Genomic DNA, 14,560 nt, shown 5'->3' with positions numbered 1-14,560 from the left:
ATTAACTTATAATCAGCGGCCTTTTTGTATTAAGGTAAAAATTTATTTTTACTGTGCAAAAAGTACGAAACCAATTTTTAAACTGGGAAGCCGTTAGAGTACGCGTCCTCGCGCGCACAAGGCTGAGACCCACCAAATGAGGTATTTATAATGGCTAAAAAAGTTGAAGCTCTAATCAAGCTACAAGTTGCCGCTGGTATGGCTAATCCTAGTCCTCCAGTAGGTCCTGCACTAGGTCAACACGGTGTAAACATCATGGAATTCTGTAAAGCGTTTAACGCACGTACAGAGTCTATCGAAAAAGGCGCTCCAGTTCCTGTAGTGATCTCTGTTTACGGTGACCGTTCATTTACGTTCGACATGAAAACGCCACCTGCTGCTTACTTACTTAAGAAAGCTGCTGGTATCAAGTCAGGCTCAGGCCGTCCTAACACTGATAAAGTAGGCACAGTAACTCGTGCTCAACTTGAAGAAATTGTTGAGACAAAACGAACTGACCTTACAGCTGCCGATATGGACGCAGCGGTTCGCACTATCGCAGGTTCTGCGCGTGCGATGGGCTTGAACGTAGAGGACTAAGAAATGGCTAAATTAACTAAACGTATGCGTACTATCCGCGAAAAAGTGGAAGTAACAAAAGATTACGAAATCAATGAAGCAGTTGCTCTTTTAAAAGAGTTAGCGACAGCTAAATTCGTAGAAAGTGTTGACGTTGCCGTTAACCTTGGTATCGATGCTCGTAAATCTGATCAAAACGTTCGTGGTGCTACTGTACTACCTAACGGTACTGGTCGTGACGTTCGTGTTGCTGTATTCACACAAGGCGCTAATGCAGAAGCTGCAAAAGAAGCCGGTGCTGAATTAGTAGGCATGGAAGATCTTGCTGAACTAGTTAAAAAAGGCGAGATGAACTTTGACGTTGTTGTTGCATCACCAGACGCTATGCGTGTTGTTGGTCAACTAGGTCAAATCTTAGGCCCACGTGGTCTAATGCCAAACCCTAAAACTGGTACTGTAACGCCTAACGTTGCAGAAGCAGTTAAAAATGCTAAAGCAGGTCAAGTACGTTACCGTAATGACAAAAATGGCATCATCCATACTACTATTGGTAAGGTTGATTTCACTGCAGAGCAATTACAACAAAACCTTGAGTCTCTAATTGTTGCGCTTAAGAAGGCTAAACCTTCTCAAGCTAAAGGTATTTACTTGAAGAAAGTAACTATCTCTACAACAATGGGCGCAGGTGTTTCTGTTGACCAAGGCACTTTAAGCACAACTGTAGCTTAATTAGTGTTTACATGGCGTGAAATTTGTACTATAATTTCGCGCCATTTTGTTGATTAATTTATTAATTAGCAAAGTAAAGAATTCGGGTTGAAGTCCATAATTTCGTTAAGCCTTCGGGGTTAACGATAAATTGGGCTTCCGTCCAAGACCGTAGGTGGCTTCGGCCTTAATATTCACCTACGTAGACGGTGTAGACCCCAGATAGATTTTTCCTAATCCTTCTGGCTCTCGCCGTAAAAAGCATCTCTACCTTGTTTGGTAGGGAAGAGTAGAACAGGGGAATCCGATAATCGGTATCCCCATTAAACCAGGAGTAACACCCATGGCTTTAAATCTTCAAGGCAAAAAAGCAATAGTTGCTGAAGTCAACGAAGCAGCCAATGGTGCTCTATCTGCAGTTGTTGCAGATTCTCGTGGTGTAACAGTTGGCGCAATCACTGCCCTTCGTAAAGAAGCTCGTGCAAATGGTGTTTGGATGAAAGTTGTCCGTAACACTTTAGCAAAACGTGCTCTTGAAGGAACAGATTTTGAGTGTCTTTCTGATTCATTTGTTGGTCCAAGCTTAATCGCTTTCTCATCAGAGCACCCAGGTGCTGCTGCGCGTATCTTTTCAGATTTCGCGAAAAAGAATGAGAAATTCGAGCTTAAAACGGCCGCTTTTGAAGGAAATGTTGTTGATGCAGCAATGCTTGCTACATTACCTACATACGATGAAGCTGTTGCACGCTTAATGAGTGCTATGAAAGAAGCGTCTGCTGGCAAATTGTGTAAAACAATTGAAGCAGTACGTGTACAGAAAGAAGAGCAAGCTGCTTAATTTTAAGCTGTTTAATCACTTTCGGTGTAAAATTTATTTGGACGTAATGTCCGTTAATTATTAGGAAATTTGTAATGTCTGTATCTAAAGACCAAATCCTTGACGCAATTGCTGAAATGTCAGTAATGGACGTTGTTGCTCTTATCGAAGCAATGGAAGAAAAATTCGGCGTAACTGCTGCAGCTGCAATGGTAGCTGGTCCAGCTGCTGAAGCTGCTGAAGAGAAAACAGAATTTGACGTAATCCTTACTGGCGCTGGCGCTAACAAGGTTTCTGCAATCAAAGCTGTTCGTAGCGCAACTGGCCTTGGCCTTAAAGAAGCGAAAGCTCTTGTTGAAGCTGCTCCTACACCTGTTAAAGAAGGTGTATCTAAAGAAGAAGCTGAAGCACTTGCAAAAGATCTTACTGAAGCTGGTGCTGAAGTTGAGGTTAAGTAATTTAGCTTTTGCTAAGTTCGCTGTCTGAGAAATCAGGCAAGGGCTGGTGATTATTTAATCACCGGCCTTTTTGCGCTATAGAGTGATGCACTCTTTTAGTTCAAATAAAATCTGATTTTTTCTTTACTTTCAACGCTTTATAGTTTGCTAGTGTTAAAGTGGGATCTAATTAGAACAACAGTTAAATGTTGTAAAATCTTGGCATAGCTGCCAGTTAAGTCTGTTCTTACAAGAACAGGTCGGGTCAAAGATCAGCAAGCTGAGGAACCCCATGGCTTACTCTTATTCTGAAAAGAAACGTATCCGTAAGGATTTTGGTAAACGTCCACAAGTTTTGGATATACCTTTTTTACTGTCTACACAGTTAGAATCGTTTAAAAAATTCTTAGTGCCGGACGCTGATGGCGATCATGGTTTGGAAGCTGCCTTCCGTTCTGTGTTCCCTATTAAAAGCTACTCGGGAAATTCTGAGCTTCAATACGTAAGTTACCGTATTGGTGAGCCAGTTTTCGATGTAAAAGAATGTCAAATTCGCGGTGTGACTTATTCTGCTCCACTTCGCGTGAAACTGCGTCTTGTTGTTATGGACAAAGAAGCACCAGGCACAGTTAAAGACATTAAAGAGCAAGAAGTTTACATGGGCGAAATTCCGCTCATGACAGATACCGGTACTTTTGTAATCAATGGTACAGAGCGTGTTATCGTTTCTCAGCTACACCGTAGCCCTGGTGTATTCTTTGATAACGACCGCGGTAAAACCCATTCATCGGGTAAAGTATTATATAACGCACGCGTTATACCTTACCGTGGTTCATGGTTAGACTTCGAATTTGATGCAAAAGATAACTTATATGTACGTATTGACCGCCGTCGTAAATTACCGGCGTCTATCATCCTACGTGCACTAGATTATTCTAGCGAACAAATCCTAGATATGTTCTTCGATAACACTACGTTTGAAGTAACGAACGGTAAAGTTCTTATGGAACTTGTACCTTCGCGTTTACGTGGTGAAACTGCCGCTTTTGATATCAAGAGCGAAGACGGTGAAGTATTTGTTGAAAGCGGTCGTCGTGTTACGGCTCGCCACATCAAGAGCATCGAGAAGAAAGGCATTAAGCAATTAGAAGTACCACATGAGTACATCATTGGCCGTATTGTAGCTAAAAACTATGTTGATGAGTCAACTGGTGAAGTTATTGCAAATGCAAATGACGAGCTAACTCTAGAGCTAATGGCTGAATTGGTTAAAGCCGGTTACACTAAAATTGATACGTTATATATCAATGAAGTGGACAGCGGTGCTTACATGTCAAATACTTTGAACATTGACTCTGCAAGCAGCCGTTTAGAAGCACTAGTAGAAATTTACCGCATGATGCGCCCAGGCGAGCCACCGACGAAAGACGCGGCTGAAGCCTTATTCCAGAACTTGTTCTTCTCTGAAGAACGTTATGACTTATCTACTGTAGGTCGTATGAAGTTCAATAGCCGTGTTGGTTACGATACAGACACAGGCCCTGGTACATTAAGCAAAGAAGACATCGTGTCTGTTATGAAAGTATTAATTGCTATTCGTAACGGTCAAGGCGATGTTGATGATATCGATCACTTAGGCAACCGTCGTATACGTAGTGTTGGCGAAATGGCTGAGAACCAATTCCGTGTTGGTCTAGTACGTGTTGAACGTGCTGTACGTGAGCGTTTAAGCTTAGGTGACCTTGACGCGATAATGCCACAAGATCTTATTAACGCTAAGCCTATTTCGGCAGCGGTTAAAGAGTTCTTCGGCTCGTCTCAGTTATCACAGTTTATGGACCAAAATAACCCACTATCAGAAGTTACGCATAAACGTCGTATCTCTGCATTAGGTCCGGGCGGTCTAACTCGTGAACGTGCAGGCTTTGAAGTACGTGACGTTCACGTAACTCACTATGGTCGCGTATGTCCAATCGAGACTCCTGAGGGTCCAAACATCGGTCTAATTAACTCATTGTCTACGTACGCACGTACAAATGACTACGGTTTCTTAGAAACACCTTACCGCAAAGTGGTAGACGGTGTTGTAACTGATGAAGTTGATTATTTATCAGCCATTGAAGAAGGTCAGTTTGTTATCGCACAGGCGAATTCAAACTTAACTGAAACCAATGAGTTTGTTGATGAACTTATCCCATGTCGTCACAAAGGTGAATCTACCTTTATGGGTCGCATGGACCAGCAGTATATGGATGTATCACCACAACAGGTGATCTCTGTAGCGGCAGCACTTATCCCGTTCCTAGAACACGATGATGCTAACCGTGCATTGATGGGTTCAAACATGCAACGTCAAGCAGTACCAACATTGAAAGCGGATAAGCCGTTAGTAGGTACTGGTATTGAGTTAACACTAGCGAAAGACTCTGGTGTAACTATCGTTGCTAAACGTGGTGGTGAAGTAATGTATGCTGACGCAAGTCGCATCGTTGTAAATGTACATGAAGAAGAACGCATCCCTGGTGAAGCGGGCATCGACATCTACAACTTAACCAAATACACACGTTCAAACCAAAATACATGTATTAACCAAAAACCAACTTGTATGGTTGGCGAACCGGTTACTCGTGGTGACGTGTTAGCAGATGGTCCTTCGACTGACTTAGGTGATTTAGCCCTTGGTCAAAACCTTCGCGTGGCATTCATGCCATGGAACGGTTATAACTTCGAAGATTCAATCTTGTTATCTGAGCGCGTAGTTGAAGAAGATCGTCTAACGACTATCCATATTCAAGAGCTACAGTGTGTTGCCCGTGATACTAAATTAGGTCCAGAAGAGATCACAGCAGATATCCCGAACGTGGGTGAATCTGCACTAGGCAAGCTTGATGAATCAGGCGTTGTATATATTGGTGCTGAAGTTAAAGGCGGCGATATCCTAGTAGGTAAAGTGACTCCTAAAGGCGAAACACAGCTTACACCTGAAGAGAAGCTACTGCGTGCTATCTTCGGCGAAAAAGCGTCTGACGTTAAAGACAGCTCTTTACGTGTACCAAATTCTGTAACTGGTACTGTAATTGACGTGCAAGTTTTCACCCGTGATGGTGTTGAAAAAGATAAACGCGCGTTAGAAGTTGAAGACATGCAGCTTCGCGAAGCGAAGAAAGACTTCAACGAAGAGTTCCGTATTTTAGAAGCAGGCGTTTTAGACCGTGCACGTAAGCTACTTATAGCTGCTGGTTTTGATGAAGATAAACTTGCATCTCTAAATGCTGAAAAAGTACTTACGCAAAGTCTTGCTGAAGAAGACAAGCAAGCTGAGCTTGAGCAACTAGCTGCACAATACGATGAGCTTAAAGCTGAATACGATAAGAAGTTTGAAAACAAACGTCGTAAAATTACCCAAGGTGATGACTTAGCACCAGGCGTACTTAAGATTGTTAAAGTATACCTAGCTGTTAAACGTCGTATCCAACCGGGTGATAAAATGGCGGGTCGTCATGGTAACAAAGGTGTTATCTCGACTATCGTACCAGTAGAAGATATGCCTTACGATGACAAAGGTCGTACGGTAGATATCGTATTGAATCCACTAGGTGTACCATCACGTATGAACATCGGTCAGATCCTTGAAACACATATGGGTCTTGCTGCACGTGGTATCGGTGAACGTATTGAAGAGATGATGAAAGAACAACGTGAGCTTCATGAGCTACGTGACTTCATCAAGCAAGCATACGAAATTGGCGAATCTCGCCAAGTTGTAGATATTGCTAGCTTCACTGATGACGAAATTCGTCGTCTAGCTGAAAACTTAAAAGGTGGTTTACCAATAGCTACTCCTGCATTTGATGGCGCGAAAGAAAGCGAAATCAAAGACATGCTTGAGCTTGCGGGCTATCCTCGTAGTGGTCAGGTTACACTTTATGATGGCCGTACTGGCGATCAGTTTGAACGTCAAGTAACTGTTGGTTACATGTACATGCTTAAACTTAACCACTTGGTTGACGATAAAATGCATGCACGTTCTACTGGTTCTTACAGCCTTGTTACTCAGCAGCCGCTGGGTGGTAAAGCCCAGTTCGGTGGCCAGCGTTTTGGTGAGATGGAAGTATGGGCACTTGAAGCTTACGGTGCTGCTTACACTCTACAAGAAATGCTAACAGTGAAATCGGATGACGTGAACGGTCGTACTAAGATGTATAAAAACATCGTTGATGGTAACCATAAAATGGAACCAGGTATGCCAGAATCGTTCAACGTATTGTTGAAAGAAATCCGCTCACTGGGTATCAACATCGAGTTGGAAGAAAATTAAGCCAATTAGATGCTGCAGTTAACGCTGCAGCATCTGTTACGGCTGAATAGAATGTAGGGACGAAATTATCCGTCCTCAAGATTAACTCCGACAGGAGAGCTAAGGTGAAAGACTTACTTAAGTTTCTGAAGCAACAAAATAAGACCGAAGAATTCGATGCAATTCGCATTGGTCTTGCTTCACCAGACATGGTTCGTTCATGGTCATTCGGTGAAGTAAAGAAACCTGAGACTATTAACTACCGTACTTTCAAGCCTGAGCGCGATGGCTTATTCTGTGCCCGTATTTTCGGCCCAGTGAAAGATTATGAGTGTTTATGTGGTAAATATAAACGCCTTAAACACCGTGGTGTGATCTGTGAAAAGTGTGGCGTTGAAGTAACACTCACTAAAGTGCGACGCGATCGTATGGGTCATATCGACCTTGCGAGCCCAGTTGCACATATATGGTTTTTAAAATCATTACCGTCACGTATTGGCTTAATGCTAGATATGACGCTTCGTGATATTGAACGTGTTCTTTACTTCGAATCATTCGTAGTAACTGAGCCTGGTATGACAACGCTTGAGCGTGGTCAGCTATTAGGTGAAGAAGAATACTTAGATTCACTAGAAGAGCATGGTGATGAATTTGAAGCTAAGATGGGTGCTGAAGCAGTTTTAGACTTGCTTCGTGAACTTGATCTTGCTCAATTAATTGCTGAGATGCGTGAAGAGTTACCAACAATTAACTCTGAAACTAAGCGTAAAAAAATCACTAAACGTCTTAAGTTAATGGAATCGTTCCACCAATCAGGTAATAACCCTGAGTGGATGATCATGACAGTACTTCCAGTATTGCCACCTGATCTACGCCCATTAGTACCATTAGACGGTGGTCGTTTTGCGACATCTGATCTAAATGACCTTTACCGTCGTGTTATTAACCGTAATAACCGTCTTAAACGTCTACTAGATTTAGCAGCACCAGACATTATTGTACGCAACGAAAAACGTATGTTACAAGAAGCGGTAGATGCGCTACTTGATAACGGTCGTCGTGGTCGTGCAATTACAGGTTCTAACAAACGTCCTCTTAAATCTCTTGCTGATATGATCAAGGGTAAGCAAGGTCGTTTCCGTCAGAATCTACTTGGTAAGCGTGTAGATTATTCAGGCCGTTCTGTAATCACAGTTGGTCCTACACTTAAGCTTCACCAATGTGGTCTTCCTAAGAAGATGGCACTAGAGCTATTCAAACCATTCATCTATGGCAAACTAGAACGTCGCGGCATGGCTACGACAATCAAAGCTGCTAAGAAGATGGTTGAACGTGAAGTTCCGGAAGTATGGGATGTACTTGACGAAGTAATTCGTGAACATCCAGTATTACTTAACCGTGCACCAACACTTCACCGTTTGGGTATCCAAGCGTTTGAGCCTGTGCTTATCGAAGGTAAAGCAATTCATTTGCATCCATTAGTATGTGCGGCGTACAACGCCGATTTCGATGGTGACCAAATGGCGGTACACGTACCGTTAACAATCGAAGCGCAGCTTGAAGCTCGTGCATTGATGATGTCAACAAACAACATTCTATCTCCTGCGAATGGTGAGCCAATCATCGTTCCTTCACAGGATGTTGTATTGGGTCTTTATTACATGACTCGTGACCGCATTAACGCTAAAGGCGAAGGCGCGATATTTAAAGATCCAAAAGAAGCAGAAAAAGCATACCGCAGTGGCAATGCAGACCTTCACGCAATCGTGAAAGTACGTATTAGTCAATCAGTTAAAAACGAAGACGGCGTAGTAGAAGACACTATCACTGTTATCGATACAACTGTTGGTCGTGCAATTCTGTCTCTAATTTTACCTAAAGGCATGCCGTTTGCGTCAATCAACCAGCCGCTAGGTAAAAAGCAGATTTCTGGCTTATTGAATGAGTGTTACCGTCGTTTAGGTCTTAAAGATACAGTTATCTTTGCTGACCAAGTTATGTACACCGGTTTCCATTATGCAATGAAGTCAGGTGTTTCTATCGGTATTGATGACTTAGTTATCCCACCGGTTAAAGCACAGATAATTGAATCAGCTGAAGCTGAAGTTACTGAAATCAACCAACAATTCCAATCAGGTCTTGTAACGGCTGGTGAAAAGTACAACAAAGTTATCGATATCTGGTCACGTGTAAACGAAAACTTATCACGTGAGATGATGTCTAACTTGTCGAAAGACACAGTTATCAATGCACAAGGTGAAGAAGTAGAGCAACCGTCATTTAACTCAGTGTTTATGATGGCCGACTCAGGTGCTCGTGGTAGTGCTGCACAGATTCGTCAGTTGGCGGGTATGCGTGGTCTAATGGCACGTCCAGATGGTTCAATCATCGAGACGCCAATCACAGCTAACTTCCGTGAAGGTCTAAACGTACTTCAGTACTTCATCTCAACGCATGGTGCGCGTAAAGGTCTTGCCGATACAGCACTTAAAACAGCAAACTCGGGTTACCTAACGCGTCGTCTAGTAGACGTTGCACAAGATTTGGTAATCAATGAAGATGACTGTGGTACAGAAGATGGCTTAACAATGAAACCGCTTATTGAAGGTGGTGATGTTGTAGAACCACTTCGTGAACGTGTTCTAGGTCGTGTTGTTGCTGAAGATATTGTAATTCCAGGTACTAATACAGTACTTGTTGAACGTAATATCATGCTAGACGAAAAACTGTGTGACCTTTTAGAAGAGCACTCAGTAGATGAAGTTCGTGTACGTTCTGTTATCACGTGTGATAATGACTTTGGTGTTTGTGCTAACTGTTACGGTCGTGACCTAGCACGTGGTCATATCATCAACGCTGGTGAATCAGTGGGTGTTATCGCGGCACAGTCAATCGGTGAGCCAGGTACACAGTTAACAATGCGTACCTTCCACATCGGTGGTGCGGCATCTAGAGCATCTGCAGAAAATAATGTACAAGTTAAAACTAACGGTACATTAAAACTTCATAACTCTAAGTACGTACTTAACACAGACGGTAAGATTGTTATTACTTCTCGTTCTACGGAAATTACTATCATTGATAGTCATGGTCGTGAGAAAGAGCGCTATAAAGTACCTTACGGTGCGGTATTAACAGTGCAAGACAATACGGAAGTTCAAGGTAACGACATCGTTGCTACTTGGGACCCGCATAGTCACCCAATCGTTCTTGAGCATAAGTCAAAAGTATCGTTCAGCGATATCGATGATTCAAATACTGAAGCACAGACTGATGAACTAACTGGTTTAACCCGTGTAGTTGTAAAAGATCTTGCTAAAGTAAATACGAAAGAACCAAAGCTTATCATCGAAAGTGAAGAGCGCGGTCTGCAAGAAACACGTCTTCCTTCATTCACGACGATTGAAGTTATTGACGGCGTTACAGCAAACCCAGGTGACGTGTTAGCACGTATTCCGCAAGAAGGTTCGAAAACTCGTGATATCACGGGTGGTCTACCACGCGTAGCCGACTTATTTGAAGCTCGTAAGCCAAAAGAACCAGCTATATTAGCTGAGATCACAGGTACTATTAGCTTCGGTAAAGAGACTAAAGGTAAGAAGCGTTTAGTTATTACTCCAGCTGAAGGTGATCATTACGAAGAAATGATTCCTAAGTGGCGTCAACTTAACGTGTTTGAAGGTGAGCAAGTGTCTAAAGGTGAAGTTATCGCCGATGGTCCTGAATCACCGCATGACATCTTACGCCTACGTGGTGTGACTCATGTTGCTAACTACATCGTTAACGAAGTGCAAGAGGTTTACCGTTTGCAAGGCGTTAAGATCAATGACAAGCACATTGAAACAATTATCCGTCAGATGATTCGTAAATGTACCATCATACACAGCGGTGATACTGACTTCTTAGCCGGTGAACAAATCGAAGTGGCGCGCGTTAATATCGCAAACCGTGACCTTGAAAAACAAGGTAAGATACCAGCTAAGTATGAAATCCAGTTAATGGGTATCACAAAAGCATCACTAGCAACAGAATCTTTCATCTCTGCAGCGTCTTTCCAAGAGACAACACGTGTTCTTACAGATGCGGCAGTGAATGGTAAGAGCGATGAGCTTCGCGGTCTTAAAGAAAACGTAATTGTGGGTCGTTTGATCCCAGCCGGTACCGGTTTTGCGTATCATCAAGAACGTATGGCTCGCCGTAAACAAAGCAAAGTAGTAGTAGAAGAGCAAACAGTAAGTGCAGAAGAGGCAACTCAAGCACTTACAGACGCTCTAAATGCTGATTTGTCTGGAAATCAATAAACTGTTCTTAATCAATAGATTAAGTGATCGTGAGGCAGTTATATGCTGTCTTACGGTTAGTTTAGGTTGACAGGTTAAACTTTGCTCATTAAAATTCCGCCACCCATTTACTTGTGTGCTCAATGCAGGCTCGTAAATAAAGGGCGGATTTTTTATTTTTTTCAGTAGTAATTTTAATTTCAGGAGCTATTTAAATGGCAACTATTAACCAGCTAGTGCGTAAGCCACGCCGTAGCAAGGTTACGAAAAGTAACTCAGCTGCACTAAAAGCGTGTCCGCAAAAGCGCGGTGTATGTACTCGCGTATATACAACTACACCTAAGAAACCTAACTCGGCGTTACGTAAAGTAGCACGTGTACGTTTAACTAACGGTTTCGAAGTAACTTCATACATTGGCGGTGAAGGTCATAACCTTCAAGAGCATAGTGTAATCCTAATCCGTGGTGGTCGTGTTAAAGATTTACCAGGTGTGCGTTTTCACACTGTTCGTGGTGCACTTGACTGTGCAGGCGTTAGCGATCGTCGTCAAGCTCGTTCTAAATACGGTACAAAACGCCCTAAAGGCTAATTGTATTCCGTTAGTAAGGCCAAGCACTAAATATATATAATTATTGTTTTGGGTGATTGACTCGAAAGAGCAAACCTGAATAAACCGGAGATACAAAATGCCTAGAAGACGCGTAATCGGTCAACGTAAAATTCTTCCAGATCCTAAGTTCGGATCGGAACTTCTTGCTAAATTCGTTAACATCGTAATGTTAGACGGCAAGAAATCTACTGCTGAAAAAATTGTTTATGGTGCGCTAGACGTGGCTGCTGAGAAATCAGGCAAGTCGCACCTAGAAATCTTTGAAACTGCACTTGATAACATCCGCCCACAGGTAGAAGTTAAATCTCGCCGTGTTGGTGGTTCAACTTATCAAGTACCAGTTGAAGTACGTCCAGTTCGTCGTAACGCATTAGGTATGCGTTGGTTAGTAGACGCTGCACGTAAGCGTGGCGAAAAATCTATGGGCTTACGTTTAGCTCAAGAAATCGTTGACGCTGCTGACAACAAAGGCACTGCGGTTAAGAAACGTGAAGACGTTCACCGTATGGCTGAAGCGAATAAAGCATTCGCTCATTACCGTTGGTAATCTGTCTTTAACCTTTAAGAGGATCATATGGCACGTACAACTCCACTTGAGCGCTATCGTAATATAGGTATTGTTGCTCACGTAGATGCAGGCAAAACCACCACAACAGAACGTGTTCTGTTCTACACAGGTCTTTCTCATAAGATCGGTGAAGTACATGATGGCGCTGCAACTATGGATTGGATGGAGCAGGAACAAGAGCGTGGTATCACAATCACTTCTGCTGCAACAACGTGTTTTTGGAAAGGGATGGACGCTCAATTTGACGCCCATCGTATCAATATTATTGATACTCCAGGACACGTAGATTTCACTATCGAAGTAGAGCGTTCTTTACGTGTACTCGATGGTGCGGTAGTTGTTCTTTGTGCTTCATCTGGTGTACAGCCGCAAACTGAGACAGTTTGGCGTCAAGCGAACAAATACGAAGTTCCGAGAATGATCTTCGTAAATAAAATGGATCGCACGGGCGCTGACTTCTTAGCAGTGGTTAGCCAGGTGAAATCTCGTCTTGGAGCAACGCCTGTTCCAATTCAGTTGCCTGTAGGCGCTGAGGACGACTTTAAAGGTGTTATTGACCTCATAAAAATGAAAATGATTAACTGGAACGAAGCGGACCAGGGTATGACTTTTTCATATGAGGCAATACCGGCAGAACTTCTGGAATTAGCTGAAGAATGGCGCTCTCATTTAGTTGAAAGCGCTGCTGAAGCAACAGAAGAACTAATGGATAAATACTTAGAAGGTGAAGAGTTAAGTGAAGCAGAAATTAAAAATGCTTTACGCCAACGAACATTAGCTAATGAGATTGTTCCAGTTACTTGTGGTAGCGCATTTAAAAACAAAGGCGTTCAAGCTGTGCTTGATGGCGTTGTTGAGTATATGCCGTCGCCAGAGCAAGTGAAACAAATCCAAGGTATCTTAGAAAATGGTACTGAGGAAGAACGTCCTGCTAATGATAAAGCGCCGTTTGCTGCACTCGCATTTAAGATTGCTACAGACCCGTTCGTTGGGACCTTGACCTTTTTCCGTGTTTACTCTGGTACTGTTAAACAGGGTGACACGGTATATAATCCAGTAAAAAGTAAGCGTGAGCGACTTGGCCGTATCGTACAGATGCATTCAAACTCTCGTGAAGAGATCAAAGAAGTTTTCGCAGGCGACATCGCGGCAGCTATTGGTCTTAAAGACGTAACAACAGGTGAAACACTGTGTGATCCGAATTCTATTATTACGCTTGAGCGTATGGAATTCCCTGAACCAGTAATCTCTATTGCGGTTGAGCCTCGCACTATAGCTGACCAAGATAAGATGGGTATCGCGCTAGGTAAACTAGCTGCTGAAGACCCTTCTTTTCGCGTACAAACTGACGAAGAATCAGGCCAGGTTATAATCTCTGGCATGGGTGAGCTTCACCTAGATATCATCGTCGACCGTATGAAACGTGAATTCAGTGTTGAATGTAACGTTGGTAAGCCGCAGGTCTCATACCGAGAAGCTATTCGTTCAACTGTTAAGGTTGAAGGGAAGTTTATACGTCAGTCAGGTGGTCGTGGTCAATATGGTCACGTTTGGCTTAAACTTGAACCGATGGACATTACGGATGATGAGTCACCAATTTACGAGTTCGTTAACGAAACCGTAGGTGGGTCTGTTCCTAAAGAGTTCGTTCCTGCGGTAGACAAAGGTATCCAAGAGCAAATGTCTCAAGGTGTACTGGCAGGCTACCCATTACTTGGCGTTAAAGCGACTTTATATGATGGTTCATTCCATGATGTAGATTCGAATGAAATGGCATTTAAAATAGCAGGTTCACTGGCAATGAGAGATGGGGCGCGTAAAGCTGACCCTGTACTTTTAGAGCCAGTAATGAAGGTTGAAGTACTCACTCCTGATTCAAATATGGGTGATGTAGTTGGCGACTTAAATCGTCGCCGCGGCATAATCGAAGGCATGGAAGATGCATTAGGTGGACTTAAGCAAATTAATGCGCAAGTTCCTCTTTCTGAAATGTTTGGTTATGCGACTGCTTTACGATCTGCAACACAAGGCCGTGCCTCATACTCTATGGAGTTTGTGAAGTACGCTGAAGCCTCGAAAAACGTTGCAGATACAATAATTTCAGCTCGCGCTGTTATATAATTTTAGCTTGTCTGGCTCAATAGTGAGTCAGGCTTTAATTTCTTTATTAGGAATTTTTTAAGATGGCAAAAGAAAAGTTTGAACGCGTAAAACCGCATGTAAACGTTGGTACAATCGGCCACGTTGACCACGGTAAAACTACACTAACTGCAGCAATCACTAA

At 42.9% G+C, this 14,560-nt stretch carries 10 protein-coding genes; all 10 read left to right on the top strand.

Going from position 1 to position 14,560, the window contains the following annotated elements:
* Window positions 1-150 precede the first annotated feature (150 nt).
* Complete coding sequence (gene rplK / locus GQR46_RS06850) at window positions 151-579, top strand: 50S ribosomal protein L11 (RefSeq protein WP_002958879.1); 429 nt, start codon at window positions 151-153, stop codon at window positions 577-579.
* 3 nt (window positions 580-582) lie between these two features.
* Window positions 583-1,287: a 50S ribosomal protein L1 gene (gene rplA / locus GQR46_RS06845; RefSeq protein WP_165740516.1), complete on the top strand. Its 705-nt coding sequence runs from the start codon at window positions 583-585 to the stop codon at window positions 1,285-1,287.
* A 322-nt stretch (window positions 1,288-1,609) separates the two neighbouring features.
* Window positions 1,610-2,104: a 50S ribosomal protein L10 gene (gene rplJ, locus GQR46_RS06840; RefSeq protein WP_002958881.1), complete on the top strand. Its 495-nt coding sequence runs from the start codon at window positions 1,610-1,612 to the stop codon at window positions 2,102-2,104.
* A gap of 74 nt (window positions 2,105-2,178) precedes the next feature.
* Window positions 2,179-2,541 carry a 50S ribosomal protein L7/L12 gene (gene rplL, locus GQR46_RS06835; RefSeq protein ID WP_002958882.1) on the top strand — a complete coding sequence of 121 codons (363 nt, stop codon included), beginning with the start codon at window positions 2,179-2,181 and terminating at the stop codon, window positions 2,539-2,541.
* A 271-nt stretch (window positions 2,542-2,812) separates the two neighbouring features.
* A complete protein-coding gene (rpoB, locus tag GQR46_RS06830) occupies window positions 2,813-6,838 on the top strand; it encodes a DNA-directed RNA polymerase subunit beta (RefSeq protein ID WP_165740515.1) in 4,026 nt (1,341 codons plus the stop codon).
* Between the two features lie 104 nt (window positions 6,839-6,942).
* Window positions 6,943-11,118: a DNA-directed RNA polymerase subunit beta' gene (rpoC, locus tag GQR46_RS06825; RefSeq protein WP_165740514.1), complete on the top strand. Its 4,176-nt coding sequence runs from the start codon at window positions 6,943-6,945 to the stop codon at window positions 11,116-11,118.
* 194 nt (window positions 11,119-11,312) lie between these two features.
* Complete coding sequence (gene rpsL, locus GQR46_RS06820; RefSeq protein ID WP_008165517.1) at window positions 11,313-11,687, top strand: 30S ribosomal protein S12; 375 nt, start codon at window positions 11,313-11,315, stop codon at window positions 11,685-11,687.
* Window positions 11,688-11,784: 97 nt separating this feature from the next.
* A complete protein-coding gene (rpsG, locus tag GQR46_RS06815) occupies window positions 11,785-12,255 on the top strand; it encodes a 30S ribosomal protein S7 (RefSeq protein ID WP_010392135.1) in 471 nt (156 codons plus the stop codon).
* A 27-nt stretch (window positions 12,256-12,282) separates the two neighbouring features.
* Entirely contained in the window at window positions 12,283-14,397 is a 2,115-nt protein-coding gene (gene fusA / locus GQR46_RS06810) for an elongation factor G (RefSeq protein ID WP_165728275.1), read from the top strand.
* A 62-nt stretch (window positions 14,398-14,459) separates the two neighbouring features.
* A partial coding sequence (locus GQR46_RS06805) for a GTP-binding protein (RefSeq protein WP_238322767.1) occupies window positions 14,460-14,560 on the top strand: 101 nt, incomplete at its 3' end.

Origin of the sequence: Pseudoalteromonas sp. Z1A6, from assembly GCF_011378745.1 — a bacterium.
In the GTDB taxonomy this organism is placed as follows: domain Bacteria; phylum Pseudomonadota; class Gammaproteobacteria; order Enterobacterales; family Alteromonadaceae; genus Pseudoalteromonas; species Pseudoalteromonas arctica.
Note: the sequence above shows the minus strand (reverse complement) of the source record. Positions and strands in the feature narration are given on the sequence as shown.

What these genes read in the sequence shown, in the direction of transcription:
- rplA (WP_165740516.1), top strand. Translation starts at nt 583, where the DNA reads ATGGCTAAATTAACTAAACGTATGCGTACTATCCGCGAAAAAGTGGAA.
- rplK (WP_002958879.1), top strand. Translation starts at nt 151, where the DNA reads ATGGCTAAAAAAGTTGAAGCTCTAATCAAGCTACAAGTTGCCGCTGGT.
- rplL (WP_002958882.1), top strand. Translation starts at nt 2,179, where the DNA reads ATGTCTGTATCTAAAGACCAAATCCTTGACGCAATTGCTGAAATGTCA.
- rpsL (WP_008165517.1), top strand. Translation starts at nt 11,313, where the DNA reads ATGGCAACTATTAACCAGCTAGTGCGTAAGCCACGCCGTAGCAAGGTT.
- rplJ (WP_002958881.1), top strand. Translation starts at nt 1,610, where the DNA reads ATGGCTTTAAATCTTCAAGGCAAAAAAGCAATAGTTGCTGAAGTCAAC.
- fusA (WP_165728275.1), top strand. Translation starts at nt 12,283, where the DNA reads ATGGCACGTACAACTCCACTTGAGCGCTATCGTAATATAGGTATTGTT.
- rpoB (WP_165740515.1), top strand. Translation starts at nt 2,813, where the DNA reads ATGGCTTACTCTTATTCTGAAAAGAAACGTATCCGTAAGGATTTTGGT.
- rpsG (WP_010392135.1), top strand. Translation starts at nt 11,785, where the DNA reads ATGCCTAGAAGACGCGTAATCGGTCAACGTAAAATTCTTCCAGATCCT.